The 26,654-nt window shown below is 63.7% G+C and carries 19 protein-coding genes; 16 read left to right on the top strand and 3 right to left on the bottom strand.

What is annotated here, in order from left to right; all coding sequences use genetic code 11:
- The first annotated feature begins 1 nt into the window (after position 1).
- The 12 genes from tssF to DH08_RS29550 all read left to right on the top strand — a co-directional run bounded on the left by tssF (position 2) and on the right by DH08_RS29550 (position 15,122).
- Complete coding sequence (gene tssF / locus DH08_RS29605; protein WP_192182802.1) at positions 2–1,876, top strand: type VI secretion system baseplate subunit TssF; 1,875 nt, start codon at positions 2–4, stop codon at positions 1,874–1,876.
- Positions 1,840–2,907, top strand: coding sequence for a type VI secretion system baseplate subunit TssG (gene tssG / locus DH08_RS29600; protein WP_192182801.1), 1,068 nt, complete (start codon positions 1,840–1,842; stop codon positions 2,905–2,907). The genes tssF and tssG overlap by 37 nt, the downstream gene beginning before the upstream one ends.
- On the top strand, positions 2,904–4,289 hold the full coding sequence (gene tagH, locus DH08_RS29595) for a type VI secretion system-associated FHA domain protein TagH (RefSeq protein WP_192182800.1): 1,386 nt from the start codon (positions 2,904–2,906) through the stop codon (positions 4,287–4,289). Before tssG ends, tagH (DH08_RS29595) begins: the two co-directional genes overlap by 4 nt.
- A 3-nt stretch (positions 4,290–4,292) precedes the next feature.
- Positions 4,293–4,745 (top strand): type VI secretion system lipoprotein TssJ, encoded by a 453-nt coding sequence (gene tssJ / locus DH08_RS29590; protein ID WP_006204793.1) that lies wholly within the window; start codon positions 4,293–4,295, stop codon positions 4,743–4,745.
- Positions 4,746–4,784: 39 nt separating this feature from the next.
- On the top strand, positions 4,785–6,119 hold the full coding sequence (gene tssK, locus DH08_RS29585) for a type VI secretion system baseplate subunit TssK (protein WP_192182799.1): 1,335 nt from the start codon (positions 4,785–4,787) through the stop codon (positions 6,117–6,119).
- A 4-nt stretch (positions 6,120–6,123) separates the two neighbouring features.
- Entirely contained in the window at positions 6,124–7,452 is a 1,329-nt protein-coding gene (gene icmH, locus DH08_RS29580; RefSeq protein WP_192182798.1) for a type IVB secretion system protein IcmH/DotU, read from the top strand.
- 1 nt (position 7,453) lies between these two features.
- Complete coding sequence (tssM, locus tag DH08_RS29575; protein WP_192182797.1) at positions 7,454–10,993, top strand: type VI secretion system membrane subunit TssM; 3,540 nt, start codon at positions 7,454–7,456, stop codon at positions 10,991–10,993.
- Positions 10,990–11,517, top strand: coding sequence for a type VI secretion system-associated protein TagF (gene tagF, locus DH08_RS29570; RefSeq protein WP_192182823.1), 528 nt, complete (start codon positions 10,990–10,992; stop codon positions 11,515–11,517). Before tssM (DH08_RS29575) ends, tagF begins: the two co-directional genes overlap by 4 nt.
- Positions 11,518–11,596: 79 nt before the next feature.
- Complete coding sequence (locus DH08_RS29565) at positions 11,597–12,643, top strand: DUF2169 family type VI secretion system accessory protein (protein WP_192182796.1); 1,047 nt, start codon at positions 11,597–11,599, stop codon at positions 12,641–12,643.
- Positions 12,640–13,689: a beta-ketoacyl synthase N-terminal-like domain-containing protein gene (locus DH08_RS29560; protein WP_192182795.1), complete on the top strand. Its 1,050-nt coding sequence runs from the start codon at positions 12,640–12,642 to the stop codon at positions 13,687–13,689. Before DH08_RS29565 ends, DH08_RS29560 begins: the two co-directional genes overlap by 4 nt.
- Positions 13,690–13,692: 3 nt before the next feature.
- Positions 13,693–14,577 (top strand): DUF4150 domain-containing protein, encoded by an 885-nt coding sequence (locus tag DH08_RS29555; RefSeq protein WP_192182794.1) that lies wholly within the window; start codon positions 13,693–13,695, stop codon positions 14,575–14,577.
- Between the two features lie 2 nt (positions 14,578–14,579).
- The gene (locus tag DH08_RS29550; RefSeq protein WP_192182793.1) at positions 14,580–15,122 is read left to right on the top strand and encodes an SMI1/KNR4 family protein; all 543 of its coding nucleotides are present in this window, start codon (positions 14,580–14,582) and stop codon (positions 15,120–15,122) included.
- A 29-nt stretch (positions 15,123–15,151) separates the two neighbouring features.
- On the opposite strand, the gene DH08_RS29545 is transcribed toward DH08_RS29550, so the two are convergent.
- The 3 genes from DH08_RS29545 to DH08_RS29535 form a co-directional block, all read right to left on the bottom strand.
- Positions 15,152–16,135 (bottom strand): hypothetical protein, encoded by a 984-nt coding sequence (locus DH08_RS29545; protein ID WP_192182792.1) that lies wholly within the window; start codon positions 16,133–16,135, stop codon positions 15,152–15,154.
- An 89-nt stretch (positions 16,136–16,224) separates the two neighbouring features.
- Positions 16,225–16,644, bottom strand: a complete 420-nt coding sequence (locus tag DH08_RS29540) for a DUF6484 domain-containing protein (protein ID WP_192182791.1) — start codon at positions 16,642–16,644, stop codon at positions 16,225–16,227.
- Between the two features lie 11 nt (positions 16,645–16,655).
- Entirely contained in the window at positions 16,656–18,959 is a 2,304-nt protein-coding gene (locus DH08_RS29535) for a type VI secretion system Vgr family protein (protein ID WP_192182790.1), read from the bottom strand.
- A 290-nt stretch (positions 18,960–19,249) separates the two neighbouring features.
- On the opposite strand from DH08_RS29535, the gene tagH (DH08_RS29530) reads away from it, so the two are divergent.
- From tagH (DH08_RS29530) to DH08_RS29515, 4 genes are all read left to right on the top strand, one after another.
- On the top strand, positions 19,250–20,293 hold the full coding sequence (gene tagH, locus DH08_RS29530; RefSeq protein WP_192182789.1) for a type VI secretion system-associated FHA domain protein TagH: 1,044 nt from the start codon (positions 19,250–19,252) through the stop codon (positions 20,291–20,293).
- Positions 20,294–20,608: 315 nt separating this feature from the next.
- The gene (tssL, locus tag DH08_RS29525) at positions 20,609–22,150 is read left to right on the top strand and encodes a type VI secretion system protein TssL, long form (RefSeq protein WP_192182788.1); all 1,542 of its coding nucleotides are present in this window, start codon (positions 20,609–20,611) and stop codon (positions 22,148–22,150) included.
- Between the two features lie 25 nt (positions 22,151–22,175).
- Entirely contained in the window at positions 22,176–25,724 is a 3,549-nt protein-coding gene (tssM, locus tag DH08_RS29520; RefSeq protein ID WP_192182787.1) for a type VI secretion system membrane subunit TssM, read from the top strand.
- A 153-nt stretch (positions 25,725–25,877) separates the two neighbouring features.
- On the top strand, positions 25,878–26,651 hold the full coding sequence (locus tag DH08_RS29515) for a PP2C family protein-serine/threonine phosphatase (RefSeq protein ID WP_192182786.1): 774 nt from the start codon (positions 25,878–25,880) through the stop codon (positions 26,649–26,651).
- Positions 26,652–26,654 lie beyond the last annotated feature (3 nt).

The following is a 26,654-nucleotide window of genomic DNA, read 5'->3' as shown; positions in this document are numbered from 1 at the left end:
GATGGATCGGGTCTTCGTAGAATATTACGAGGAGGAACTGACCCATATCCGTGCGCTCGCGGCGGAATTCGCCGACATGCATCCGGCGGTGGCGCGCAATCTTTCGCTGGATACGGTCCCCTGCCCCGACCCCTATGTCGAGCGGTTGCTGGATGGCGTTGCCTTCCTTGCCGCGCGCACCCGGCTCAAGGTCGATGCGGAACGCTCGCGCTTCTCGCGCAGCGTGCTCGACGTCCTCTATCCGGATCTGGTCACGCCGGCGCCGGCAACCGCGATGGCGGTGCTGAAACCCGGCCAGCAGGTCCAGTCGATGATTGCCGGCCATGTCGTCAAGCGGGGCACGCGGCTGGTCTCCAGCCTGCAACCCGGCCTGTCGACGCGCTGCACCTTCACCACCGGGCAGGAGGTCACGCTGTGGCCGATCGCGGTCACTTCGGTCAGCTATTTCCAGGATCGCAGCGGGCTGGCGGCAGCCGGCATCGGGCCGGTCGGCGGTGTTGCCGGCGTGGCGGCGCTGCGCATCGCACTGGCGCGGACCGGAAAGGGCAAGCTCAACGAACTGGCGCTCGACCGGCTCGATCTTTATTTCGCCGGGCGCACCAAGGCGCCGCTGATCTTTGACGCCATTTTCGGCGCCTGTTCGGCGGTCGGCGCACGTGCGGAAGGCAAGACCAATCCGATATCGCCCCTGCCCGAGCCCGAAATGGTCGGCATCGGCGACGACGAAGCCCTGATGCCGCGCACCCGTCCGACCTTCGAAGGTTACCGTCTGCTGCGCGAATATTTCATGATGCCCGAGCGCTTCCACTATGTGCGCGTTTCAGGGCTGCAGCCGGTCGTGCGCAAATGCGAGGCCGGGATCGAGATCATCTTCCTGTTCCGGCGCCCGGTGCCTGAACTTGCCGACCTGGCACCCGCGGATTTCGAACTCTTCGCGACGCCGATCATCAATCTCTTCGAACGGGAGTGCAACGTCATCGAGCTCGATGCGCGCAAGACGCGGCAAGTGCTGCATGCCGACCGCACAAGGGCGCGGGATTTCGAAATCTATCGGGTCACCCGTGTCGAGGACGCCGATACGGAAGGCAACGACGCCGAGATCCCCGAACTGTTCAGCCTGGGGCAGAATCGCGGCAGCGGCTGGGTCTATTCCACCGAACGTCGCCCTCGCCGGGCGACCGAGGATGAACGGCGCGACGGCCTGACCCGCACCTCCTACACAGGCGACGACGTATTCCTGGCGGTTTCGCGCCCAGTCGCAAGCCCGGCGAACCGGCCGCTCAAGCGTCTCGATATCATGGCCCTTTGCACCAATCGCGATCTGCCGATCCTGGACGACAACCCCACCTTGACCCTGGAGACAGCCGATCCGGTCGAAACGGTCAGGCTTCTCGGTGCGTTGCGTCCGCCGCAGCCGGCGATCCCAGCGGCGCTGCCGGTCGGCGCCGAAGGAGAATCCCGGACCGACAATCTTGCCTGGCGGCTCGTGGCGCAGCTCGCACTCAACTTCCTCAGCCTTGCCAAGGAAGGTCGTGGCGTCGACCCGCTGCACGCTTTGCTTGATCTCTATGCCGACCGCGGCGATCCGAGCCTCGCCCGCAACGTGCACTCGATCGTCCGCATCGACTCGCGCCCGGTCATCGAACGGCTGCAGATCGACGGGCCGATGTGCTTTGGACGCGGCACGGAAGTGACGTTGCATGTGGACCAGTCGGTCCTGGCGGGGCAAAGCACGCTGCTGCTTTCGGGCCTGCTTGCCCGGCTGTTTGCCCGCCACGCCGGCATAAACGGCTTCGTGCGGACCCGCACGCGGCTGTTGCAGAAGCAGGAGGATGTGCCATGGCCGATGACGCCCGGCAATCGCTACCTGATCTAGGCAAGGTCGAGCTGGACCAGGCCGGGAGGCTGTCCGAGGCGTTCGACTTCTTCGAGCTGTTGCGCCGGCTCGAGCAGAAGGGCGGGTTGTTCGGCTATTCCGGCCAGCCGGCCCGCGAGCCGGCAAGGCTGGGGCAGCATGTGCGTCTCAGCTTCTCGGCCCGGGACGTCGTAGGTTTCCGCGAGGCAGACGACAAGACGCCGGCGCGGGTCACGGTGGCAAATCTCGGCCTGCTGGGACCTGAGGGGCCAATGCCGCTGCATTTGACGCGCTGGGTGCTCGATCGTCTGTCGCAGCGCTGGTTCACCGGCGCCGAGGCGCAGCAGACCAGCGACACGACGTTTGTGGACTTCGTCAACATTCTTCAGCACCGCATGATCGCCCTCTACTATCGGGCATGGGCGGATGCGCATCCGGCGGTGCAGGTCGAACGCGCTGTCGGTGGCCGCGTCCGCGCGATGCTCCAGGCGATGGCGGGTATCGGCCTTCCCGGCACCCAGGATCCCGATCTCGACACGGTGAAGCTTCGCCAGGCCGGATCGCTGGCCAGCCAGGTCGACGGCCCGGAGCGGCTGACGCTGTTCCTGGCGGAAGCGTTCAAGGTGCCGGTCCAGATCAAGGAGTTCGTCGCTGTCTGGATCACCATACCGGCGACATTCCAGACCCGTGTGGCCAAGGCCTACGCGGCGCTGGGCCGTGGGGCGACGATCGGCCCTCGCGTTTTCAGCCGCCAAAGCCGGATCGAATTGCGCGTCGGCCCGCTCGGATTTGAGGACTTCAAGGCGTTCCTGCCGGGCGGCCAGCGTCTGAAATTGTTCAAACAGGCGGTTCGCGAGATGATCGGGGAAACGCTCGACGTCGATCTGCGCATCGTGCTGGCACGCGAAGCTGTACCGCCGCCGCGTATCGGAACCGTCCAGCTCGCCCGGACCGCCTGGCTTGCGCGGCCCGCCGAAAGGGGAGATGCTGACGATCTGCGGCTGCGGACGATCGTTGGATGGCGGCCGGACATGGCGGAGGTCGCGGCATGAGTCTGCTGCTGACGCTGGAGCAAGGCCCACGCACCCAGGCGGTGCGGCAGACCCGGCTGGACGAGGGTGAGCTGGTGATCGGACGCAGTGCGGACGCGGGCTGGCAGATCGACGATCCCGACATGTTCGTCTCGCGTGCCCATTGCAAGATCTCGGGCGGGCAGGATGGGTACTTCGTCACCGATACGTCGAGCAGCGGGCTGTTCATAAACGATTCCGAAAGCCCGCTCGGCGCCGGCAAATCGACCCGTCTGCAAAGCGGCATGCGGCTGCGGCTGGGCGACTATGTCTTGCATGTCGATCTGCAGACGCCGACCGCCCCCTCGCCCGCCGCCAGCCGCGCCATGCCGGAGCGATCGCCGCCTCCGTCGCGCGGGCCGGTGAGCATCGGCCGCGACGATTTCTTCTCGGCCAGGACCGAAGAGGAGCCGCGACGGCCGCGGCCGGCCGATCTGCCGAACCCGTTTGAGCAGCCTGTGCCGGGCGCCTTCGAGCGCGCCAACGCGGACCAGCACAATTCTCCGGCCTTCGACGACCCGTTTAGCCTCGACCCGGTGCCATCGCTCAACGGCGCGGCCGAGCCTGTTTCGCCGAAGCCGCCTTCATTCGCGGACGATTTCGGCTTCGGGCCGGCCGAGCCGCCCGCTTCGACGAACGGCGCCCCGCCAGGCGGCCAGCGAGAGCGCGCCGCCGAACGGCCGCAACCGACGAACCCGTGGGATTTGCCGGTGCAGGCGCCGGAGCCACCTCCCCCGCCACGCCCGGCCGCCGCTTCCCGGCCTGCCCGCCCGCCGGCAGCGGCGCCTCAGGAGGACATGGCGCTTCGCAGCGCATTCCTGCGCGGAATGGGCGTCGAGGAAGCCGATTTCCCCGGACGCGACACCATCGCCGAAATGGAGAAATTCGGTCGCGAATACCGGCTGATGATGGAAGGCCTGATGCAGCTTCTGCGCAAGCGCGCCGAGGAAAAGGGCAACGCCCGCGTCGCCCAGACGATGGTCGGGGCCTCCGAGGTCAATCCGCTCAAATTCCTGCCGACGGTCGACGACGCGATCGTGACCATCATCGCCGAACGCAGTCCCGGATTTCTTGCCGGCGAAGCGGCGATCGCCGATGCGGTCCGCGATCTTGCGCAGCATCACGTGCGCGCCTGGCGCGGCGTGCAGGCAGCGCTGCGCCAGATGATCGACCGCTTCGACCCGGCGATGATCGAGGAAGAGCTGAAATCGAATTCCGCGATCGGCACCCTGCTTTCGGGCGGGCGTGGCGCCAAGCTGTGGGAACTTTACCAGAAACGCCATCGTGAAATCGCCGAGAGCGCGGAGAAGAGCTTCCTTGGCGAAATCGGCGCCGATTTTCGTGACGCATATGAGGAGGAGTGAAACATGATCGACCGACGCGAATTTGTCATTGCCCTGGGTGCGACCGGGCTGCTTGCGGCTTGCCAGAGCGGCCCGCCGAAACCGTCCGTGATCACGGTCAACCTGACCGGCGCGGCCGGCATGAACCCGGGACCAGGCGGCGGCGATCGGCCGGTGACGGTCCTGATCATGCGGCTGCGCAGTACCGGCAAGTTCAATTCGGCCGATTATTTCGCCCTGCAGGGCGATGCCGGCTCGGCGCTGGGGGGCGACCTCATCGGCTCCGACCAGGTCTCCGTCGGACCGGGAAAGTCCGCGTCCAAAACCATCACCGTCGAGCCGGACGCGGCTGCATTGGGCTTCGTCGCCCTCATTCGCGAGCCTGGCGGGCGAAACTGGCGGACGACCAAGTCGGTCTCTGCCGGCTCGACATTCACCGTCAACGTCACGCTTGGCAGCGGCGGCATATCCGCCTAGCAGCCAGGGCAAGGGGTGCTCGATGCAGGAAGTAGCGGCATGAGCGATGCAAACAGGGTGCTGTGGTCCGAAGGGCTGTTTCTGCGGACCCAGCATTTCCAGCAGCAGGACCGGTTCTTCGAGGCGACCGTGCGCGGCGCGTTGCAAGCCGGGCAACTGCATACGTTCGGCTTCACCCAGCTGACGCTGGACCAGGCCTTGCTCGATGCCGGCCAGGTGTCGATCCTGTCGGCGCGGGGCATCTTCCCGGACGGCACCCCTTTTTCCATTCCGGATCTCATGGACGCGCCGCGACCGCTGCCGGTCACCGCCGACACCGGTGCCGGAGCCGTACTCGTCGCCCTGCCGCTCGAGCCTGCCGGCGGTGTCGGCTTCGACCCGGCGCACGCGCCTTCGGCCGGAGCGCGCTACCATGGGCGGATCGTTTCGGTCCGCGATGCCGTGCAGGGTGGGTCGGACGCGGAAGAAATCGAAATCGCCCGCCCGCAGGCGCTGCTGCTTGCGCCCGGCAAATCGGTCGGTGGTTACACCGCTCTGCCGATAGCCGACGTCAAGGGGGTGCGGGCCGATGGCGGCGTCTCGCTGGACGAGACATTCCTGCCGCCGACGCTGATAACAGGTGCCATTGCCTGGTACCGGCAATTGCTTCTCGAAGTCGTCACCGGGCTAGACCAGATCGCCGAGGCGCATGGCAAGATGGTGCTGGGCGGACCGGGGCGCAGCGTCGAAGACCTCTTGATGCTCAACCTCGCCAATGCGGCCCGCCCGCGGCTGGCGCACATGCTGGCGCAGGATGTCTTCCATCCGGCCGAGCTTTACCTGGAGCTCGCCGGTCTCGCCGGTTCGATGGCGACCTATGGCTCGAGCGCACGACGGCTGGGTGAATTGCCCGCCTACGATCACATGGCGCCCGGCCCTGCCTATTCGGCGCTGGCGGATGCGTTGCGTTCGCTCATCCTCAGCCTGCGCTACATCGAGCCGAAATCGCGCGCCCTGCCCGTCATGCGGCATTCGACCAATGTCTGGAAAATCCGCATCGACAACCCGAAGCTGCTGGTCGCCAGCCGCATCGTCATCCGGGTCGGCTCGGAGCTGTCGGAGGATGCGTTGCGCAAGATATTCGTCAATCAGGCCACCGTCGGTTCGGCCGACCAGTTCGAGGGCCTCTGGAAATCGCGCCTGCCGGGCATTCCGCTGAAGCCGCTGCATTCGCAGCCCCGCGAAATCCCTTATGACGGCGACCGGCTGTGCCTGGAGCTCGACCAGAAGAGCGAGCATTGGGCCTCGCTGCTCGACGCTCCCGGCTTCGTCATCGGCGTCTCCGGCGTATTGCCGAGCGAACCGCAGGTGGACTGCTATTCGGTGAACAGGTGAGATCATGAGCCGGGATGATCCTTTCGGACTGTCGGAGGATCGCGAACGCACCCGCATACGGCTGACCGGCTCGCCGATGCCGCGGCCGATGGCGCCGCTGCTGCCAGGTGCGCCGGTCAAGCGCTCCCGAGCGCACCCTAATGCGCTCGTCAACGCCTTCGCACCCTTGCTCGAATTCGCGCCCGAGCTTGAAAGCGCGCTGCCGCCGGAAAACCCGGAAGCGCTGCGCACCCGGCTGCTCGACGAACTGGTTCGCGCCCGCGACACGGCAATGGCGGCGGGGTCCTCGATGGAGCGGGCCGATCAGGCGGCGTGGGTGGTCGCGGCCTTGCTCGACGACCTTGCCCTGAACACGCCGTGGGGCGGCGCCAGCGTCTGGCCGCGCCAGCCGCTTGTGGTCATGCTGCGCGGCGACGTCGATGCCGGCACGCAGTTCTTCACCCGTCTCGACGAACTGGAGCGCCATCCGAACCGGGATCGCGAACTCCTGGAGCTGCAATACCATTGCCTGGCGCTCGGCTTCCGCGGCAAATATCGCGTGCCGGGCCGCTCGGGCGACCGCTCGATCAATGCCGTGCGCGTGGCGGCGGCACGCTTCCTGCGCGACGCCGATGCCGAAGGCGCACCGCTGTCGCCAAACTGGAAAGGCGTGATCGCATCCGACGAGCCGCAGCGCTTCATCGTCCCGATCTGGGTGATGGCGCTCGGCGCCGTAGTCATCGCCACCGCGGTCCATGTCGGGCTGTCGATGGGGCTGAGCAGCCAGGCGGTCGAGCTTTCCGCGCTGGTTCGCGCACTGCCGCCGCCCAGCCGCGCCGACATCACCCGCGCCTTGCCGAAGCTCGAAGAGCCGCCACCGGAGGCGGTCACCGTGGATTTCGCGTTGCTGCCTGAATTCGAGGCCGGCGCGCCGGCCGACCTCAAGAAGGCACTCAGCGGCACCGAGAGCGTCTCGCTGGCCAGACTGGTCATCCAGGCCTCCAATCCCGAACTGTTCCAGTCGTCGCGGGCGACGTTGACGGAAGGCTTTGAACCGCTGATCGGGTCGATCGCCAAGGTAATCCTCGCCAATCAGGAACTGATCGGCAAGATCACCGTGGTCGGCCACACCGACAGCATTCCCCTGCAAAGGTCGAACCCGCTGTCCACCAACCAGCGACTGTCGGAAGAGCGTGCGGCGACCATTGCCGAGATGCTGGTGCAGAACGGCATACCGCAGGACCGCGTCCATTCCGAAGGCCGCGCAGCCACCGATCCGGTTGCCGACGACAGCACGCGCGAGGGCCGGGCCTTGAACCGCCGCGTCGAGGTGCTGGTCGAGAAGAGGCTGTGAGATGTTCATCCTGCGCTTCCTCTGGGCGGTCCTGACATCGCGCTGGTTGTGGACGCTGATCGGCATCACGCTGCTTTCGGCGGTCATCTGGATCTTCGGCCCGATCGTCCAGGTCGGTCCCTATTCGCCTTTCGATTCCGACAATGTGCGCATCGCCATCATCGCGGGGCTGATCATCCTGTGGCTGATCTGGCTGATTATCGCCCAGCGCCGCGCCATCCGCGCCAACCGCCTGTTCGTGGCCGAGATCGCCGCGCCGGTCGCGGAAAAACCGCTCGGCCCCGGCGAAGAGAACGTCGCCGCCGTCGGCGCCAAGTTCGCCGAGGTGATGGCCGAGCTGAAACGTCGCAAGCTGGGCGGGCGCAAGTTCCTGCGCGAGATGCCGTGGTATGTGATCGTCGGGCCGCCGGCCACGGGCAAGACCACGGCCTTGCGGCAGTCCGGTCTGACCTTTCCCATCGACCTGACCGACGATCTGCAAGGCGTTGGCGGCACCCGCAATTGCGACTGGTTCTTCTCGGAGAACGCGGTTCTGATCGACACCGCCGGCCGCTATGTCCAGCAGGAAAGCCAGCCCGACGTCGATGCGGCGGAATGGCTGGGCTTCCTCGACCTGTTGAAGAAGCACCGCGGGCGCCGGGCGCTGAACGGCGTGATCGTCGCGCTGTCGATCGACACGCTTTCCGAGGGTGACGAAGCCATCAAGGCGCATGGCCGCAAGATCCGCCGCCGGCTGGCCGAACTCAACGACCGGCTCGAGATCCGGCTGCCGGTCTATCTGATGCTGACCAAGGCCGACCTGATCAAGGGCTTCGAGCCTTTCTTCGGCGGCCTGTCGACGGCTTCGCGCGAGCAGGTGTGGGGGACGACCTTCGCGCTCGATGCGCGCGTCGACGCCAAGACCATCGAACGGGAAATCACGACGCTCGCGGCCGAACTCGAACGGCGTCTGGTGCCGCGCCTGGAGGACGAGGACAAGCTCGCCTCGCGCGCCGAGATATTCCGGTTTCCTGCCCAGCTGGCGAGCCTCTCCGAACCGATCCAGGTGCTGATCGAAGCGATGTTCGGCGAAAGCCGCTACGAGGAGGCCGCCTGGCTGCGCGGCCTCTATCTGACATCGGCGACCCAGGAAGGCGCGCCCATCGACCGGCTGACCGCGGCATTGTCGTCCTCGTTCGGTCTGCCGCCGCGACGCGCCATGCCGGCGCCAAGGATTGAAAAGCGCAGCTTCTTCCTGAAGAACCTTTTGACCGAGGTCATCTTCAAGGAGGCCGGTCTCGGAACCTTCGACCCGCTGGCGCAGCGCCGTCGCACCTGGATCTGGCGCGGCGCAGCCGCCGCATGCACGGCGGCGGCCTTGCTTGCCGGCGGCCTGTTCACCTGGTCCTACTTTGACAACCGCAACGCGATCACGGCGCAGGCCGGCCAGTTCGAGGCGCTGCAGGCGCCGCTGACCACGGCCGGCGAGAACCCGCCATCGGTGGAGCAGCCCGCCATCGACGGCGCCCTCGGCGCCATGGACGAGGTGGCGGTCGCGCGCACGGCGCCGCCCGATGCAGTCCAGGATCTGCTTGGCCCTTCGGCGTCGGCGGAACTGTTGCGCGCCCAGGCCGACACTTACGACCACGCGCTGCGCAATGTTCTCGAGCCGCACATGGTGGCGCTGCTCGAGGCGACGATGTGGCGGCAGATCCGCGATCCGGATTTCATGCTCGGCGCGCTGAAGACCTATCGCATGATGACCGGCCTGTCGCAGATGGATGCCGACTTCGCGCAGAGCTGGTGGGTGAACAGCCTGCCCGAATTCGCGCCCGCGCCGCCCTTCCCAACCACTGACGCGGAGGAGCATCAGCTTGCCGCGATCCGCCGCATGGCGGTCGACGACAACTACATAGCGCCCGACAAGGCGCTGGTCGCCGAGGCGCTGAAGACGGTATGCACGATTTCGTTGCCACAGCGCGCCTACAAGCAGCTTCTGGCCGACCCGGAAGTGGCCGCGGTCAAGGAATGGATCCCCGCCAATTTCGCCGGCCCCAACGGCGCCAAGGTCTTTGCCCGCCGTTCCGACAAGACACTTCGCGTCGGCGTTTCAGGCGCCTTCACCTATGCCGGCTTCCACGATGCCGTTCTCGACCGGGTCGAGGATGTGGCGGCACAGGCGGCACTGGATCGCGCGGTGTTTGCCGGCGGCTGCTCGGAGAATTCCGAAACCTCGGTCTCGGCACTGTCCGAGGACATTCTGAAGCTCTACTACGACGACTACATCGCGCAATGGGACAGTTTTCTGCGCGACATGAGGCTGGCGCCACTGAGCGACCTGAATGTCGCCAGCGAAAACCTCAAGGACCTTTCCAGCGCCGACTCCGCGCTGAAACGGCTGCTGACGGCGGTGATCCAGGAGACGGATCTGACCCGGTCGGATGAGGCGCCCGCGGGAGACAACAAGGCGGCGGCGAAGGGCGGCTCGAAACTGCTCAGCAAGCTCGGCAAGCTCGGCAAGGTCGTGAAGACCGGGGCAAAGCTGCTGCCGCGCGCCGGCTCCGCCGACCAGGTGGACCTGACCGGCAGCCTGGTGGCCGAACACTTCAAGCCGCTCAAGGGCGCGATCGCCGAGGTCGACGGCCAGCCGCCGGCGCTCGACGCTGCCGTTGTGGCGCTGACGGCACTCTCCAACGTGCTGCAGACGGTCACCGCCAATCCGGATCCGCAGGACGCCATCAAGAAACAGGGCGGGCTTGCCGAATTGACCGGCGCCGTCGCCAGGCAGGCGCAGATCCTGCCCGATCCGATCGACGACTGGCTGGGCGGCATCGCCGGCGACACCAGCGGCCTGACTCAGAAGGCGGTCACCTCGGAGCTCAACGCCATCTGGCGCGCCGACATCCTGCCGTTCTGCCAAGCGGCGCTCAACGACCGCTATCCGTTCAGCCCGGAGAGTGCGGTGGACGTCAATGTCCGCGATTTCGCCCGCCTGTTCGGACCGGCCGGCCTGATCGACGCCTTCACCAACGATCATTTGATCAGCTATGTCGACACCGCCAGCCAGCCCTGGAAATGGCGCGCCGATTTCGGCCTCGACCCTGCGGCGCTGGCGGCATTCGAACAGGCAAGGCGCATCCGCGACGATCTTTTCCCCGGCGGTACTGGCCCAGTGATGAGCTTCACGCTCGAACCGAAGGACCTGTCTCCCAACGTCACGCGCGTGACACTCAATCTCGATGGCCAGAGCCTCGTCTACTACAACAACGCGACGCGGCCGCAACCGATGACCTGGCCCGGCAAGGACGGCACCGGCGTGATTTCGCTCGCCTTCCAGCCGATCGACGGCTCGCCCGAAATCATGCTCAACGAAACCGGCAGCTGGGCCTGGCTAAGGATGCTGAAGGGCGGCCGCTTCACCGGAACCTCGCTCTCCGACGTCTACAGCCTGCGGCTCGGCACGAAAGGCATGTACGCCGATTTCGAGCTCAAGGCCGCCAGCGTCGAGAACCCCTACAATCTGGAGATGTTCAAGAAATTCACATGTCCGCCACAGATATGATCCTGCCCGGCCTCTACGGCAAAATGCCAGCCACCGGCGATTTCGTATCGCGGCGGCTGACGGCGGATTTTGTTCGCGTCTGGGACCGCTGGCTGGCGCAGCATCTCGTCCCGCTGATCGGCTCGGACTCCTGGCCGCGCGGCACCGCGCTGCGCTTTCTGGCCGGCCCAGCCACTTTCGGCGCATCGGCAGGTATTGTTCTGCAGAGCGCCGACAGGGTCGGCAGGCAATTCCCATTGAGTGTTGTCGCGCAGCTCTCCGAAGCTTCCTTGCAACTGGCTCATGCCGATGCATGGTTCGCCAGGATCGAGGAAACGGCGGCCGCCGCCCAACAGGGCGAGCTGACGCCGGACGAACTGGATAGCGCACTGTCCGCATTGCCGGTGCCGCCTGTCGAGGCAGGCGACGAGATCATCAGCGACCTGGTGATGTGGACCAGCCGTTCGGACATTTTCGACATCGACCCGCAGTCGCCGCAAGCGACGCTGGAGCAGGTCTTCGCTGCCAGCCTGGAGACCAGCTGATGCAAATCTGGAACCAGATGGGGTATCCGCATCAATTCACCATGGGCATGGACAAGGCCGGCCATGAGTGGAGCTCAACATGTGGGCGTTGAACAACTCCACGCCCTATAAAGCGAACCGAGCCTGGGTACGCGATATGGACGGGCGCGAGGTCTGGCTCGTTGCGTTGCGGGGCCGCTTCCTCATCGCCGAAGACGGCAGTCTCACCTTGCAGGATCAGAAGCTTCAACCCGACGTCAAACTTGCACCGGAGTTTGCCGGCGAAGGCGCTGCGATGTATTTGCGCGCGGACAGCGACCTGCCTCATCTCAAGCTCGCCACCGACGTCCTTGTCGAGGGGCATGCCTGCGCTCCAAGCGGTCATGTGGCCGAACGACTGCATGTCGCGATCCAGGTCGGCCCACTGCGCAAAGACCTGGTTGTCTTCGGAAATCGCGCGTGGCAGGGCGGACGACCCGGGACTCCCGAGCCTTTTGTGCGTATGCCAATCACCTGGACCCGCGCCTTTGGGGGTATGGATGCCGCCGGAAAAGCCGGGCCGAATGGCCCGGTCTGGTACGAGCCGAATCCGGTCGGCGTGGGCTTTAGCACGTCGACCAGTGCCCTGACCGGTACGCCGATCCCGAACATTGAGGATCCTCGCGCGTTTATTTCGTCGCGCAGTGATCGGCCGCAGCCCGCCGGGTTCGGTGCTATTGCTGGACATTGGCCGCAGCGCCGTCGCTACGCCGGCACCTATGACAAGACTTGGGAGGACGAAAGGCTGCCGCTGTTGCCCCTGGATTTCGATCCGCGGTACCACCAGCAGGCGCCCGCCGATCAACAAGTCCCGGGCTATCTGCGCGGCGGCGAACCCGTTTTGCTGCAGGGTCTACATCCGTCCGGGCTGCTTCGATTCAGTTTGCCACAGATTTCATTTGTCATGGAAACCGAGTTCGATGACCTGACCGAAATGCGGCACGACGCAAAACTCCACACAGTCTTCTTCGAGCCAGACCTGCCGGCGGTGTCTCTGGTCTGGCACTCGCATCTGGAATGCCATAGCCGCGTTACGCAATTGCGCGAGACTCGTATTTGGGAGCGCCAGCGCATCCGCGCGACTACAGAAATGGCCACCGCAAAATGAGAGGAGACGATCGCATATGTGTCCTATCTACCGGCGCGTGCACGGCGGTCGGCCTGACTGCAGCAGCATCCGCCGCGGCAGTGCGGGCCGGTATTGCACGTTTCCTTGAGCATCCGACTTTTCTTGATCAACACAACGAACCGGCGATCGTCGCCCACCCTCCCGTTTCGCGACCGGATTTGTCACTGGAAGAGCGCCTTGTCGAGTTTGCCATTGCGGCTTTTGCGGACGCCATCAAAGCCATTCCAAATGCAGTCGAGTTTGGACCCTTGCCAATGGTCATTGCCCTGCCCGAGCCACGCCCCGGCCTTGATCAGCAATTGAGTGAGCGGATCATGGCGCGGCTGTCGGAAAATTTGCGCGGCCTTGGTGTTCTGTCTGCCGTGATGCATGGTCATGCCTCTGGCGGCGCGGCAATTCACCATGCCGTTCAGATGCTGCGCAACGGCCATGGCCGCTGGGCCGCCGTAGTAGGTTTGGACAGCTGGCTGGCCGCTGAGACGGTGGGCTGGCTGGACAAGAATCGGCAACTTCATGCCACCTACAATGCCTGGGGATTCATCCCTGGCGAAGCCGCCGGCGTGTGCTTGATCTCCAACCTGGCGACGGCGCGTGAGCGTACGGTGCGCCCATGTGCGCTGATCGAAGCCGTGGCGCTTGACCGCGAGGAGGTTCCCATCAAAGTGGATGGCGTTTGTCTTGGCTGGGGCCTCAGCCGGGCCGTGAAATCTGCTCTTTCGGCACTGCCGGAAGGTGAACAGGTTGACATGATTTATTGCGACCAGAATGGCGAAAGTTACAGAGCTGATGAGTTCGGCTTCATGCTCGCGCGGATGGGGCAGAGGTTTCGCGCTCCCGCTGATTTCATTGCTCCGGCCGACTGCTGGGGAGATACAGGCGCCGCAACAATTCCACTGCTGGTGACGCTGGCCACGCAGGCGGCCGAACGTGCCTATGCGGTCGGCACACTAAACCTGATCCTGGCTGGTTCCGAATCCGGCCACCGGGCCGCGATCCTTCTACGCACACCGAACTCGAGCAATTGACGCATGTCAGTCACCATACATATCAACGGGACCTCGAACTCGCTGGCGCACAAGGGATCGATGGGCATTTCCAAGTCCACGTTGCCGGATGTGTGCAAGACGCCCTCGCCTGGGGGCCCAGTGCCTATCCCCTATCCAATCATTATCTCCATGTCCTCGGATCTGACGGGAGGCACTACCACCGTCAAAGTCGATGGCGGCAATATGGCTGCCATCAAGGGTTCCGAACTCTCACGCTGCACCGGCGACGAGCCAGGCACGGCTGGCGGTGTCAAATCCAGCACCAACATGAAAGAGGCTGCATGGATCCTCTATTCCTTCGACGTCAAGCTCGATGGGAAGAATGCCTGCCGACTGTCCGACAAGTTGCAGATGAACCACGGAAACACTGTTTGTCTCGGCGGTTTCATCCAAGGGCCAGTGGCGGGCGAGGGCGAAATCTACCTCGAATGCGACCCTAATTGGAGTGACTGCCAGAAAAAACAGATGCGCGCCAAAGCCCGGGAAATGAACAAAAGCTGTCCAACCAAGCTGCGCAAGCCGTCACCAGCAGCCAATGCAGCCGGCGGCCGTGCGCAACGAAGGTACGCGAACAACTGGGAGAAGACGACTGTTACCGGGAAGTTCTCTCATCCAGACCAAGAACCTTGCAATCAACCGACGCAATTCTATCATTCCTGCGCTGAGAAACAGGCCAAAGGCGATCCGCTGGCTGCTGGCATGCAAGCCGATCACATCACCGAAAAGCAGTTGGTGGGCGGCCGGGCCGACGGTCCCTTCCGTTGGCTCGATGGCTCGGTGAACGGATCGAGCGGTTCACAGATCAAAGCCGTACGGAAAGATAAGGGAAATGTCACTGTGACTAAGTTCACCACACGAGGGTGCTAGCCATGGCCGAAATCGACGCCAAACGTCTGAAGGAAATGCTTGATCGCGGGGTCGCGATTCGCAATCGCTATTTCAACGATGAGGATGACCCGGTGTCGGCCTTGTGCGAACGTGCTTCCGAACAAGCGATTCAAGCGCTTGAGAGCCAACTGGGATTTAGGTTACCCAATGCCTATCGTTTATTCTTGTCCCTTTCTAACGGATGGGATTTCGTAGACGCCCATGTCTCGTTGATGAGTTGCGAAGACATCGGCAACGCCTACAAAAACAACGCATTTGCACAATGGTATCATGACGTCTGGCTGGAAGAGCTTGAATACCCAGAACATACACTGGTTATCGGCACCTCCGACATCACACCAGCCAAATATCTGCTAGTGCTGCCTGATCCGGACGATGGCAACAAGAAAGCCGAGCCAAAGGACACCGACTGGAAGATCATGTATGTCGACGACGACAGCGAATTTTACTACGACGATTTCGTCGACTATCTGCAACAAAGCGAGCAGACCTACCGTGATTTGGTGGATGGTGAATCAGGATGAGGGGCTTGATAACTTCTGCTTGAGACCGATTAGTGGGAATCGGCGCGAATTGTCCTGCGAGGTAGGAGCCCCCTCTCATCCGCCCAATGCTTGATCCGAGCGGCGACCGGCAGTTCACCCCACAGGCCATCGTCCTGTTGAAAAGCCTCCCCCAGCACGTCCAGATCGGTAGCGAAAAGACCTTCCTCTCTGGACGCCTCCGGAAAAAGTTGCAGGAATGCAGCTCCTGCCGCTGGCGCGAGCGTTGGGACACCCATTTGACGGATGAGCCATGTCAGCACGCCGCGATCGCCCAGCATACCTGCGCCACGCACCGCAATCGCCCGCGTCGGCTCGGCCTCGAAAAGACCGCCTAGCCAAGCCCGCACGGTTGTTTCCGGTCCCGCCTCAACCACGGCCCGCAATGCTTCCAACGATCCCTCGATTGCAGCGGGCTTCAGGCGCTCCGCCGCTTCAGTGCCGAGTCCCAGTTTAACCCCAGCCCAGCCCGACCAGAACCGCACCGGTTCAGCAACGTCGTCAAATCGAGCTTGGATCTGTTCAGCCAAATCTCGTCGCCCGACGGTTCCAGCCAATCGACAGGCTTGCGCCCGCACATAGGCACTATCGTCATCGATCAGCCGCGGTAATCGATCACCGGGATCGACCCCGTACTCTGTCAAGATCGCCGCCGCCAAGCCACGCTTCGTCGGGTCCGCTCCACCTAGCCAGGATCGGACTAGGGCGGCGTTCGGGGCAGGCGGCAACCAGCGAAATGCGCCGATCAAGCCGCGATCGGCATCTGGTTGGCTCCGCGCAAAACCGACCGCCTGTTCGATGAGGTCGGCATCCCGATTCTCAAGTGCCAGGAAGCCGATGACGAACAATTCGCCTTTCTCGGGATAGGCGCCCCATTGTTCGATCGCAAAAGGCCACGCATCGCCGCCTGCTATACGAAGTGCATCGAGATTGCTTTCGAGCCGTGCGTCAATCCCAGCCACAACATCACCGGCGGGAGGATCGGCCGCAGCCAAGCTGTCACGTTGCGCCCATTGAAAAGCAGCCAGCGCCGCATGCTCACGCAGGACATCCGGAATTATTCGGACGCGTATTGATGGGCTGGTCAATTCAAGTGTACCGAGCCGCCGCGGATACGATTGCCAACCGACGCGTGGCTGACGAGGTTGGAGCCTCGGATGGTGATCCGACCGTCAGGCAGCATCACAATTGAGGCCTTGCCGCATCGCAATTCGATCCCGCCAACCGCTTCGACGAGGACCTTGCCTTCCCTATGCGATATCTCAGGTCGTAACTTGCCCGACCCCACGATCCGCCCAATGATCAAGGGCTTACCCGGATCGCCCTGCTCGAAGAGCAACGCCACTTCGGCGCCAATGCCGGCGTCTTCAAGCGCCACCAAGCTGCGAGCCGCCACAGCAACGTCCCGCAGGTTGCCTGCGAATATGACTAACGGCGTTTCACCATCGAAACCCATCAGCTGCCCAATAACGACACCGTCGATCCGATCTATGACTTTCGCCATTGCCTCTTCCCTCAGTTTTCGATGATTTTGGAGCCCTTCAGCACAATATCGCTTGATGCCTTTGCGGTTATCTTTCCGGACGCCTTGAACCCGATGTCCTTGCCATTTAGGAAAATCGTGCCGTCCTTTTTCAAAACCATTGTCGACGAGCCGCATTTCAAGGTTATAGAATCGCCAGCCTCAAGAACAAAGTTCTTGCCGACCTTGGTCCCGCTGTCCTTCGCAACGGTAAGCAGATGCCCCGCACCGACATCTGTGGCATCGTCCTCGCCTATTTTGGCACTTCGACCCTTGCCGATCTGCGACGACTGGCCGCCGCCTACGGCGAGGCTTTGATCGGCGCTGATTTGAATGCTCTGGCTGGCGCCAACCGACCAACTGTCGTCCGCGCCGATCGTATGGCTCTGCGCAGCGCCGACAGTGACGTCGCGCGTCGCGCCGATCGTATTCGTCTGCGGTCCGCCGACGCTTCGGGTCTCGGATGCTCCGACACTGTCGACCCTAGCCGCGCCGACAGTGATCGTTTGTACTGCGCCCACCGTCTGCGTGTGCGCGATGCCGATCGTCTCGGTGGAATTCGACCCGATACCGATCGTCTCGTTCGAGCCGACCGTCAGCGAGCGATTGACACCCACCGTCTCGGTATCATTGTTGCCGATGTTCGTGGTCTGGTCGACGCCGACCTTGACCGTTTTGTTGTTGCCGACGTCCTCGTCGAGATTGTGGCCGACGGAGTGCTTGGCGTCGTGGTCGATGCGGTCGGACTGATCGTGCTGCACCAACTTGGTGCGGTCGTTCTTGATGAGGAGCTTGTGGTCCTTCTGCGCCTGGAAGTTGACCAGTTCGGAGCCGGCCTTGTCCTCGAACATCAGTTCGTTGTAGCCGCCGCCACCGAGCGAGGAGTCTGACTTCCAGCCCGACTGCGTCGCGTTGCCCGGCAGCCCGTAGGGCGGCATCTGCGAGGCGTTGTAGACCCGGCCGGTGATGATCGGCAGGTCGGGATCGCCTTCGATGAAGTCGACGATGACCTCCTGGCCGATGCGCGGTATCTGGATGAAGCCCCAGTTGCTGCCGGCCCAGGTCTGCGAGACCCGCACGAAGCAAGAGCTGTTCTCGTCCTTCTTCCCCAGGCGGTCCCAGTGGAACTGCACCTTCACCCTTGCATATTTGTCGGTGAAGATTTCTTGGCCCGACGGGCCGACCACGGTCGCCGTCTGCGGCCCGCGCATGATCGGCCGCGGCGTGATGCGTGGCGGGCGATAGGGCAAGGCGGTCGGCGCCAGGCCGAGGATCACCTTGAAGTTCTCGCTGCCGACGTCGGCAAGGGCCCTGTAGCCGGGATCGAACAGCCTGTATTCGGCGCTGACCACCAGATATTCCTGGTTCTGGTCCTCGCGCGGAAAGCCTTCCAGGTTGAACGTGCAGCCCGAAAACAGGCCGCGCACCGTTCCGACCGCCGAAATGCGCTGGTGAACGGCCTGAATTTCCTCGCGCCGGATCGCAGCTAAAGTGTCGCCCCGCCCCAATTCGAGATGCGCGCCGGGGTTGCGGTAATTCTCGCCCGCAGCCTGCTTGTGACCGAACGGCTGGGCGGACTTGGCCATGAGGCTGGCGCCCGGCTTCTCGAAATCATAGTCGGTGTGGACGTAGGCGCCTGGCCGTACCGAACTGCCCGGAATCCATTCCGTGATGTATTCGACGTCGCGCCGCGAGCCCTGGCCTTCGAAATGATACGGCACCTTGTCGTAGCCCGGCGCCGGCTTCAGCTTGCTCATCGCATCGGTGAGCACAAGCGTGTGCTTGCCGTCGTCGTGCTCGAAGAAATACAGGATGCCTTCATGCTCGAGCAGGCGCTGAACGAAATCCAGATCGGTCTCGTCATATTGCACGCAATATTCGCGCGGCGGATAAGACCCTTGCAGGCGCAGATTGAAATCCGCGATGCCGGATTCGTTGAAGACCTCCTTGACGATGTCGGGGACGCTTTTCTTCTGGAAAATACGGCAATCCGTGGTGTTGCCGAGAAACCAGAGCCACGGCCTGACGATGGCTTCGTAGTAGGCCAGCCGGTCCTCGATGCGGGTCAGCCGAAACTCGGAGATCAGCCCGCTGAACCAGCGTTTCGGATCGGATTCGCCTTCTACAGAAACAGCGCCTCCCAGCATTTTCAGCGGGTCGACATCGTGGCTGGTGCTGACGAAACCCACCGTATAGGCGAAACAGCGGCTGATCTCGTCGCGCCCGACAAGATGGGTAAACGTCAACAGCTCGGCGCCAACCGGCGTTTGCACAACCGTGGCACGTTCGTTCGGCATGGGTCGTGCCCCTCCAGGACGCGGCCGCCAGTGTGAAGGATATGAAGTTCCCGCTATGTTAACCGCGTCACGTTCGGAAGCTTCTTGGGCCGCCACACAAGGCCTTATTCAGCCTAGCATATGTTTTCCCGCCGGCCAAAAAGAACAAGCGGCGACCGAACCTTACCCTGAAGTGAGGTTAAAACCGGTAACAGGCTCGAGCGATCGGCGGGCTGAAACGCGGCTGTCCCGCCATGCTCACAAGCTGCTAGAATGGCGAAGTTTCGATCAGCGGTCTGCGGCTATTCCAGATGTTCATCAATCTCCAGATCAACAACGTCGACGCCCTGCCCGCCGACATTTCGACCGGCTACGCTGCCCGTGATCGCAGCTTCGAGATCGGCCGCGAAAATTGCGACTGGACCTTGTCCGACCCGGACAAGTTCATCTCCGGCCGGCACTGCGAAGTGCGCTACCAGGCAGGCGCGTTCTGGCTTTACGACGTCTCGCGCAACGGGACCTTCATCAACGGTTCGAGCCAGCGTATGGCCGCCCCGCATCGGCTCGCTCATGGCGACCGGCTGCTGATCGGCCGCTATGTCATTTTCGTATCGATCGACGACGAACGCGCCGCGACCGGTCATCCTCAAGGCCATGGCTCGACGCAACGGGAAATGCCGAGCCCAACAGGCCGGCCGCTGGATTTCGCGGACAGGCCTTCTTTCAGCCCGGCGGACCGAGCGCCGGTGTCGGCTCCGTCGCTGCAGCCCGTGTCCCTTCCCTCGACCAGAGACGAGCTGCTGCGCGAAATCGCTATCGCGGCCGGCATCTCGCCGGACTTGCTTCAAGCGCGTGACTCGCATGAGGTTGCCGCCGAGATCGGCGCGGTGCTGCGCACGGTGGTCGAGGAACTGGCGATGCTGCTGAAAGCCCGTGCCGCCGCGAAAATCCTGGCCAAGAGCACGCACCGCACGATGATCAGCGCCACGGACAACAATCCCCTGAAGTTCGTGCCTGGAACCGACGATATCCTTGAAATCATGTTCGCGCGGCGCAGGGCCGGCTATCTCGACGCCAGGCACAGCGTCGAGGACGCCTTCCGCGATCTGAAGACGCATGAATTCGCCACCTATGCCGCCATGCAGGCCGCACTCTCCCGGCTGCTCGACGACCTGTCGCCTGAAGCGGTAGCCAGGAAGCTGCCGCCTGCCTCGTTCACGTCGAAGAAAAGCCAGGCCTGGGATGCCCTTGTCGCAACGTGGCGGAGCATGGAGGAAGCCCACGAAAACGGCATGCTGGATGTGTTCCTGGCCTATTTCAGCGAGGCCTATGCCAAGGCCGACAAGCAGAAATAGACTGGCAATTTGAAGCCCGCCGCAAGAACCCGGAAACCATGCCTGATGCATGGCCCGCTAAGAAGGCCTACTGCATCCTTCCCATCGGCGATCTCTGAGATTACGATCACATACGACAGTTCGCCAAGCGGGTACGGCTGATTGACCTGGGGGTCTGCGGCAAATGTCATGTTACGGCAGGATAGCGTTCTGTAGCCAGTCTTCCTCCGGACACTGCCCTCGTCAGCGGAGCGCGCATTTCCTGCACCTGACCAGGGATCGTTTTTCGCCACTCTGGCGCGAACGCAGGCGCCGCACGTGGACTGCGGATCGGCAATGAGTTCGAAGGACGATCCTTTCGGCCCCGCGGGCAAGACCGTCATTCGCGCGCCGCGGCGCGAGCGCAAACCCGCGCCGGTTCCCCAGGAAACCGGCGCCGATGGCGGGCAGCCGGCGCAGGTCAAGCAATCAACGGTCTTCGATCCTGGCGTCGGCAGCCATGCGCCGGTGGGCTGGACCTCCGGAACCGTGATCTATCAAGGAGCGCCACCCGGAACCGCAGGCGCACGCAGTGTCGCAGGCGCACGCAGTGTCGCCGGCGCTCCCCCGGTCCAGCCGGCGCCCGCCGTGCAGCAGGCTGTGCTGATCGATGCCGCCGACAGCGTCAAATATGCGGCTCAAAACCCGATCCTCGCCGCGGCGGCACCCTTGCTGATGCTGCTTGGCCAGCTCAGGCTTATCCCGGTCGAAAGAGAGGCGGAGCCGCTTGCCGAACACATCGCCGAAGCGGTCGAAAAATTCGGCCGGACAATAGAGAAATCCGGCGTTGCCGATGAGGATGCGCGGATCGCGAAATTTGCTCTTTGCGAAACCGTCGACGATCTCGTCGGCAACCTGCCCTGGCCCAAAGAGGAGACCTGGGCGCGGCACGGCATGGTGTTGCGTTTCTTCCATGTCGAACCCACCGGTACCGGCTTCTACGAGGCGCTGAACAAGATCCTGGCCAAGCCGGAAACGCATTACGACTTGCTCGAACTGATGCATGCCTGCCTGTCGCTCGGCTTCGAAGGCCAGTATCGGGGCTTGCCGCGCGAGGACAACAATCTCGAACGCGTCCGGCGCGACGTCTATGAGACGCTTCGCTACTTCAAGCCGCGGGACGGCGAGGATATTTCGCCCCATTGGCAAGGCCTGGCGGCAACGATGGCGCAGCCTTCGGCCCGGCTGCCGCTATGGGCCGTCGCCGCCGCCGCGACAGCGCTGCTGACGGCGGCATTCTTCGCCTTGCGGGTCGTCATCACCGATGAGGGCGACGCGCTCGCCGGCGATTTGCTGGCGCTCAGTCCGTCGACGCCGATCACCATAGAGCGCGCCAGTGTGGCGCCGCTGGCCAAGCCGGTGAAACCCGCCCCGCCCGCCCCCGCCGCAGCCACCCAGTTCGACCGCATCCGCTCGGCACTGGCCAAGGAGATCGAGGGCGGCGGCTTGAGCGTCGGCACGAAGGGCGATTTCATCGTCGTGGAAATCAACAATCTTGTGTTGTTCCAGCCCGGCAAGGCCGAAGTGAAGCCCGAATTCAACGCGATTGCCGCGGACATCGCCGCGGCACTGGACCCCGAACCGGGACCAATCAGGATTGTTGGCCATACCGACAATGTGAAGCCGAAAAAATCGAGTGCGTTCAAATCCAACTTCGACCTCTCCGTCGCCCGGGCCAAGGCCGTCGAAACCATCATCGCACCGCAATTCAAGGACGCTTCGCGCATCGCGGTCGACGGCAAGGGCGAAGACGAGCCGATCGCCGACAATGCGACGCCGGAAGGCCGCGCCAGGAACCGCCGCGTCGACGTGATGATCCCGCGCGAGGAAACACTGTGAGTGCGCCCCGCTGGAGGCGCCGCTGATGGGCTGGCTGCTGCGGATAGTCAGCATCCTCGCGCTGGCCGGCTTTTCGGCCGCCGTGTGGTTTGCCGGGCCCCTGATCCGTTTCGCCGACTCGCGGCCGCTGGGACCCGTCTGGCTGCGCGCGACAATCATTGGCGTGATCGTGGCGATCGCGGCGTTCTCTTGGGGCTGGCGTTTCTGGAAAAGGCGAAAGGCGCAAAAGGCGCTCGAAACCGCAATTGCCGGCAACCGCGACAGGATTGACGACGCGCAGGTGCTCGAAGCACGTATGACCGAGGCGATCGCGACGCTCAAGCGCTCGAGTGGCAGGCGCAATTTCCTCTATGAGATCCCCTGGTACATCATCATCGGCCCGCCAGGCGCCGGCAAGACGACGGCGCTGGTCAATTCGGGCCTGAAGTTTCCGCTTGCCGGTTCGGGCGATGCCCAGCCGGTGGCCGGCGTTGGCGGCACGCGGTCCTGCGACTGGTGGTTCACCGACGAGGCCGTGCTGATCGACACCGCCGGGCGCTACACGATGCAGGAGTCCGACGCGCAACGCGACAGGAGCAGCTGGCTCGCTTTCCTGTCGCTGCTCAAGACACACCGCGCCCGGCAACCGATCAACGGCGTCATTCTGGCAATTAGTCTGGCCGATCTCATCAGCCTCGACGATCAGAAACTCGAGGCCCATGTCACGGAGATCCGCAGTCGTCTGCGCGAAGTCTACGAGACACTGAAGATCCAGTTTCCGGTGTATCTACTTTTCACCAAGGCCGACCTTGTCTCAGGCTTCATGGACTATTTCGGCGATTTCGACGAAGTGCGCCGGCGCAAGGTCTGGGGCGCGACATTCCAGACCGGGGATCGCAACAAGAACATGGCCGGCGAGGCCGCCGCGGAATTCGACGCGCTGGCAACACAGCTGGCGGAAGAGATCCCCGACCGCCTCCAGGAAGAAGCCGATCCGGTCGCGCGCATCGCCATCTTCGGCTTTCCGGCGCAATTCGCCGCGCTGAGGAGCCGAATTGCCGGGTTTGTCACCGGCATATTCGATCCGGCCCGCAGCCAGGTGAACGTCACCCTGCGCGGCCTCTATTTTTCGTCGGGCACGCAGGAGGGAACGCCGATCGATCAATTGCTGGGCACGATCGGCCGCAGCTTCGGCAACGCTTCCCAGGCGCATCTTTCCGGCACCGGCAAGAGCTTCTTTCTGCATGACCTGCTGACCGGCGTCATTTTCGCCGAGTCCGGATGGGTCTCCTACGACAGGGCGGCGGAACGACGTGCGGCGATCGCCAGATATGGCGGCTTTGGCGCGATCGCGTTGACCGCGGCCGCGGTGCTGGGCACGCTGGCGCTGAGCTTCGCCGCCAACAGGTCGCTGATCGGCTCCACCGCGCAGGCCATCAGCCAATATCGCCAGACGGCGGACGCGCTGCTCAAGAGCACGACGGTCACCGACGTCGACCTCGAAAACGTCATCGGCCCGCTCGACCAGCTGCGCAACCTGCCTGCCGGGTATGAAACGGGTGACATGCCGACACCGATCGAGGAAAGCTTCGGCCTCAGCCAGCGCGAAAGACTGCTCTCGGCATCTAAGGCGGCCTACCGGCAGGCGCTGGAGCGAACATTCCGCTCGCGGTTGCTCATCCAGGCCGAGCGGACGATCCAGGCCAAGATGGCCGACCCGGCCGCGCTCTACGAACCGTTGAAAATCTATCTGATGCTGGGCGGCAAGGCGCCGAAGGTCGACGATGAGCTGATCGTTTCCTGGATGAGGCAGGATTGGGAGCAGAACCGGTATCCGGGCGAAAACAACCGCGAGGGACGGGCGCAGCTCGAAAAGCATCTGCGCGCCATGCTTGCGCTGGACGATGCCTATGATCCGGTCTTCCAACTCAACCAGCCGCTCGTCGAAGCCGCGCAGCGCTCGCTCGGACGCATGAGCCTTGCCGATCGTGCCACGGCGTTGATCAAGTCGGCGGTCTACGCGGCGGCGCTGCAGGATTTTTCCGCTGCCGCGAAAGCCGGCCCGGAAGCGCAGCTGCTGTTCGAGCGCATCGATGGCAGCGAGCTGTCGGATCTTCGCGTTCCCGGTCTCTACACGCATGCCGGCTTCACCGACTTCTACCTCGGGCAGCTCTCGCGCATGGGGCAGATGCTGGTCGACGACCAGTGGGTCCTGGGCGGCGGCGGCGAGCAAGGGGGCATCGACCAGGAATTGCCCAAGCTCGGCCCCGAATTGCTTGACCGATACGGCAAGGAATTCGCCGCGGCATGGAACGCCATTCTCGACCAACTGAGATTCAAGGCGATGCTGAAGGACAAGCCGAACTACATCGCGCTGTCCGCCGCCTCGTCGCCAGGCTCGCCGATCGACCGGCTTTTTACCGCGATCGCCGACGAAACGGCGCTAACGCGAGATCCTGGCCCAGGCAGCGAGGCCGACGCCGGCACGGCTCGAAACCAGCCGCAGGACGCTGCGGATTTCGCCAGGGGCCTGGCTCGCATCGGCCTGCAGATCGGCAGCGGAAAATCGCAAAGCCGCGCCGGCACGGGGGCCGCGGGCACACAGGGCCAGCATCCCGGCGCCAACATCGAGGCGCAGTTCAGGTCGTTCCAGGCGCTGGTGAGCGGTCCTCTCGGGCGCCGGCCGATCGATGCGCTGACCCAGAATTTCCGCGACATCCACCAGAGCCTGAAACTGGCGGCCGACGTCCCTTCGCAGACGGAGCGCATCAACGCGAATCTGCAGCTGCAGATCGCCACGCTGCGCGCCAATGTCTCGCGTCTGCCAAAACAGCTTGCCCGCATGGTCAATGCGACGGCCGACGAGTTCGAGGGCAACGTCACCGAGACCTCGGTGGCGAATTTGAACCAAGCGCTCGACCAGACGGTCACGCAGCCCTGCGAGGAGGCTGTCAACGGCCGCTATCCCTTTGCCAGCAATGGCACCGAGGACATTGCGATGGCCGATTTCGCCAAACTGTTCGCGCCGGGCGGCGTGATGGACCGGTTCTTCGCACAGAATCTCGCATCGCTGATCGACATGACCGGCCAGGACTGGAACTGGAAACAGGATGCGCGCTTCGGACGCGACCTCTCGAAGTCGACCTTGAAGGACTTCCAGCTGGCGGCGGAAATCCGCGCCGCCTTTTTTCCGCTGGGCGGATCGGTGCCCTCGATCAGCCTCACCTTCACGCCGTTTTCACTGCATGGCGACGCCGATCAAGCGGTGCTCGACGTCGACGGACAGAGCGTCCAGAGCAGCCAGGCGGGCAACACGCCGAGCACGGTGTCCTGGCCGAACGGCACGGCGTCTTCGTCTGCCAGCCTCAGCCTCACGCCGGAAATGCCGGGCCGCGAATCCGCCATCACGTTCGATGGTCCGTGGGCGCTGAAGCGGCTGCTGGACAAGGCGGCCATCACCGGCAGCGAAGACAACATGGAGGCGCGCTTTGTCATTGGCGGACGCGATGTCGCCTATACGTTGCAGGCCGGCTCAGGCCCCGTTCCCTTCCTTCTTCCCGCACTTTCCGCGTTCAGCTGTCCGAAAGCGTTTTGAGATGACCTTCCAGCTTGTGACGACACCCTGCCCGGCCCGCGAACCTCCGGGCCTTGATTTCGATACTCTAATGTTCGTGCTTGTGGCAGACTGGCACGAGCGAGCGCCCGACGGTGCGCCACAGAGGACGCCTGAGAAGCGCTTGGTGGCAAATTGAACAATGTCGCCCTTCCCTTTGAAAGCTTCGGCGTCAGTCACAAGGGCTGTGTGCGCGAGCACAATGAGGACAACTATCTGGTCGAGCCGCAAACCGGGCTCTGGGTGGTGGCCGACGGCATGGGTGGACATGAGGCCGGAGAGGTTGCTTCGGCCAGCATCGTCGATCATCTGGCAACGATCGGCATAGCCAGCTCGGCGCCCGACCTTCGCGCACGCTTCGAGGACAGGCTGAGCCGGGCCAATGCCGAAATCCGCCGGATATCGCGAACGCGCGGCATAACCATCGGCTCGACCTTCGCCGCCCTTCTGGCGATGGATGGACGCTTTGCCTGCCTGTGGGCAGGCGACAGTCGTATCTACCTAATCCGCAACGCGTCGATCTCGCAGGTTTCGAGAGACCATACCGAGGTTCAGGAGCTTCTTGACCGCGGCGTCATCAGTGAAGCCGAAGCGCTGACCTGGCCGCGCCGCAATGTCATCACCCATGCGGTCGGTGTCAGCGATGATGTCGTCATCGATTTCCAGCAAGGCGAGCTCATGCCGGGCGACATTTTCGTGCTGGGCACCGATGGGTTGACGGCGCATGTCAGCGACGCCGAGATAGAGGCTGCGGCGGTGGCGGGCAAACCGCGCGCGGCATGCGAAAGCCTGCTTCAAACGGTGCTGGCGCGCGGCGGAACGGACAATGTCACCATCGTGCTGGTGAAGATCGGAGATGCGCGCAACGGGCAGACGCTGCATCCGGACCGGCCCAGAGCGGGGGAATAGCGG

Origin of the sequence: Mesorhizobium amorphae (assembly GCF_014843845.1) — a bacterium.
In the GTDB taxonomy this organism is placed as follows: Bacteria; Pseudomonadota; Alphaproteobacteria; order Rhizobiales; family Rhizobiaceae; genus Mesorhizobium; species Mesorhizobium amorphae_A.
The sequence above is the reverse complement of the archived record's forward strand: the minus strand, read 5'-3'. Positions and strand labels throughout refer to the sequence as shown.

What these genes read in the sequence shown, in the direction of transcription:
- tssF (WP_192182802.1), top strand. Translation starts at nt 2, where the DNA reads ATGGATCGGGTCTTCGTAGAATATTACGAGGAGGAACTGACCCATATC.
- tssG (WP_192182801.1), top strand. Translation starts at nt 1,840, where the DNA reads ATGGCCGATGACGCCCGGCAATCGCTACCTGATCTAGGCAAGGTCGAG.
- tagH (WP_192182800.1), top strand. Translation starts at nt 2,904, where the DNA reads ATGAGTCTGCTGCTGACGCTGGAGCAAGGCCCACGCACCCAGGCGGTG.
- tssJ (WP_006204793.1), top strand. Translation starts at nt 4,293, where the DNA reads ATGATCGACCGACGCGAATTTGTCATTGCCCTGGGTGCGACCGGGCTG.
- tssK (WP_192182799.1), top strand. Translation starts at nt 4,785, where the DNA reads ATGAGCGATGCAAACAGGGTGCTGTGGTCCGAAGGGCTGTTTCTGCGG.
- icmH (WP_192182798.1), top strand. Translation starts at nt 6,124, where the DNA reads ATGAGCCGGGATGATCCTTTCGGACTGTCGGAGGATCGCGAACGCACC.
- tssM (WP_192182797.1), top strand. Translation starts at nt 7,454, where the DNA reads ATGTTCATCCTGCGCTTCCTCTGGGCGGTCCTGACATCGCGCTGGTTG.
- tagF (WP_192182823.1), top strand. Translation starts at nt 10,990, where the DNA reads ATGATCCTGCCCGGCCTCTACGGCAAAATGCCAGCCACCGGCGATTTC.
- DH08_RS29565 (WP_192182796.1), top strand. Translation starts at nt 11,597, where the DNA reads ATGTGGGCGTTGAACAACTCCACGCCCTATAAAGCGAACCGAGCCTGG.
- DH08_RS29560 (WP_192182795.1), top strand. Translation starts at nt 12,640, where the DNA reads ATGAGAGGAGACGATCGCATATGTGTCCTATCTACCGGCGCGTGCACG.
- DH08_RS29555 (WP_192182794.1), top strand. Translation starts at nt 13,693, where the DNA reads ATGTCAGTCACCATACATATCAACGGGACCTCGAACTCGCTGGCGCAC.
- DH08_RS29550 (WP_192182793.1), top strand. Translation starts at nt 14,580, where the DNA reads ATGGCCGAAATCGACGCCAAACGTCTGAAGGAAATGCTTGATCGCGGG.
- DH08_RS29540 (WP_192182791.1), bottom strand. Translation starts at nt 16,644, where the DNA reads ATGGCGAAAGTCATAGATCGGATCGACGGTGTCGTTATTGGGCAGCTG.
- DH08_RS29535 (WP_192182790.1), bottom strand. Translation starts at nt 18,959, where the DNA reads ATGCCGAACGAACGTGCCACGGTTGTGCAAACGCCGGTTGGCGCCGAG.
- tagH (WP_192182789.1), top strand. Translation starts at nt 19,250, where the DNA reads ATGTTCATCAATCTCCAGATCAACAACGTCGACGCCCTGCCCGCCGAC.
- tssL (WP_192182788.1), top strand. Translation starts at nt 20,609, where the DNA reads ATGAGTTCGAAGGACGATCCTTTCGGCCCCGCGGGCAAGACCGTCATT.
- tssM (WP_192182787.1), top strand. Translation starts at nt 22,176, where the DNA reads ATGGGCTGGCTGCTGCGGATAGTCAGCATCCTCGCGCTGGCCGGCTTT.